Origin of the sequence: Mucilaginibacter gossypii (genome assembly GCF_900100945.1) — a bacterium.
GTDB classification, from domain to species: Bacteria; Bacteroidota; Bacteroidia; order Sphingobacteriales; family Sphingobacteriaceae; genus Mucilaginibacter; species Mucilaginibacter gossypii.
The window spans coordinates 1-1,388 of sequence record NZ_FNCG01000043.1; the positions used below are offsets into that span (position 1 = coordinate 1).

The 1,388-nt window shown below is 40.5% G+C and carries 1 protein-coding gene; it reads right to left on the reverse strand.

The window, feature by feature from the left end; all coding sequences use genetic code 11:
- Positions 1–73 precede the first annotated feature (73 nt).
- On the reverse strand, positions 74–1,288 hold the full coding sequence (locus BLS28_RS30430; RefSeq protein WP_091176631.1) for an IS4 family transposase: 1,215 nt from the start codon (positions 1,286–1,288) through the stop codon (positions 74–76).
- Between the last annotated feature and the right edge of the window lie 100 nt (positions 1,289–1,388).

Genomic DNA, 1,388 nt, shown 5'->3' on the forward strand with positions numbered 1-1,388 from the left:
TCACTGTTGTCCGGTAAAGTTTGTTATTGTTATAAAAAGACTGCATTATGATATAAAAAGAAGGATTTAGGTTTTAAAGCGGATGTCCAAGCCCCCCCAATTTTAGTTGCCGTGAGTGATTTGTTGACATGACGGACAGTTTCTCCGGATCGTTCAGAAAGTTAAATAGGTGGATATAACTCATCAGATGGAGTCTTATAATAGAACTCAGATTAGAGAAAGACCATTGTCTTTTGAGTTGTACCTGGACAATTTTGATTAGAAGATCGGCAATAAAAGCGCACCATATCTGTATTTTGATTGCATTCTCATTATCCCCCAGGAAGTATTTAAGCGGGAAATTTTGCTTTACCCGCTTAAATAGTATTTCAATAAGCCATCGTTTCTTATAAAGATCGGCAATAGCTTCAGGTGGTAACGAGAAATTATTGGTTAAAAACTCAAATGTCCTTTCGGTTTCTTTGTCAAAGAAAGTAACCAGGCGAATCTCCAACTGGATACCCTCTTTTTGAGTACGTGTGCCCTGGAGGAGTAGTTTATCTTCGATGACACCGTGTGCCTTGCTTTGTTCGCTAAGCTCATTCAGCCACATTGTTGAGTATTTGGCATCTTTTTTCTGCCTGGTGACAAAGAATACGCCTTCATTTGTCATTCTTTGATATTCAGAATAGTCTACGTAACCTTTATCGAAAACGATAAAGGAACCTGGTTCGAGTTTGATCTCTTTAAGGAAGGGCATATCGTTAGCGCTGGCTGCCGTGAAGCTAATTTTCAGCGGTACATCATCTGCTGCCTTAATGAGCGTATGAACTTTGATCCCGCCTTTTCTCTTACCGTTGGCCTTTCCCGGGCTTGGGGCTTTCAATATTTGCTGAAATAAGGTAATTGTTGAAGAATCGGCAATGAATAGCTTAGGGTCGATCTTTAATCGGCTGTCCGGTAAAAGCTGCTTGTGTCGCCTATACAGGTTATCATAAATACGGGCGAATACTTCAAAGCTACGCTGGGCATTAGCATCACATAAGGTGCTTCTGGCCGGACATTTACTTATACCGATATGATGAAGCTTATGCAGGCTTGCTTTCATGCCGCTGATTACTTCTCTGCTGCTGGTGCATCTGTTAAAAACGCAGTAAAGCATCGTTACAAGATGTGTATAGGTATCAAAGTAACGGTAGTAGAGATCGTGATCCCCACGTCTTGCTAATGATCGAACATTATTACGATCTATTAAACCTAATAACTGATTCAGGACCGGCTGTCCGGTAAAAAAAGTACTTTTGCTCATGTTGTGTATTTAAGTGTGGTAACTCAAATATCAACACAAAGGGGTAGTCTTTCGGCTATCCCTTCCTTTTTCCCTAAAAAATCTTTACCGGACAACAGTG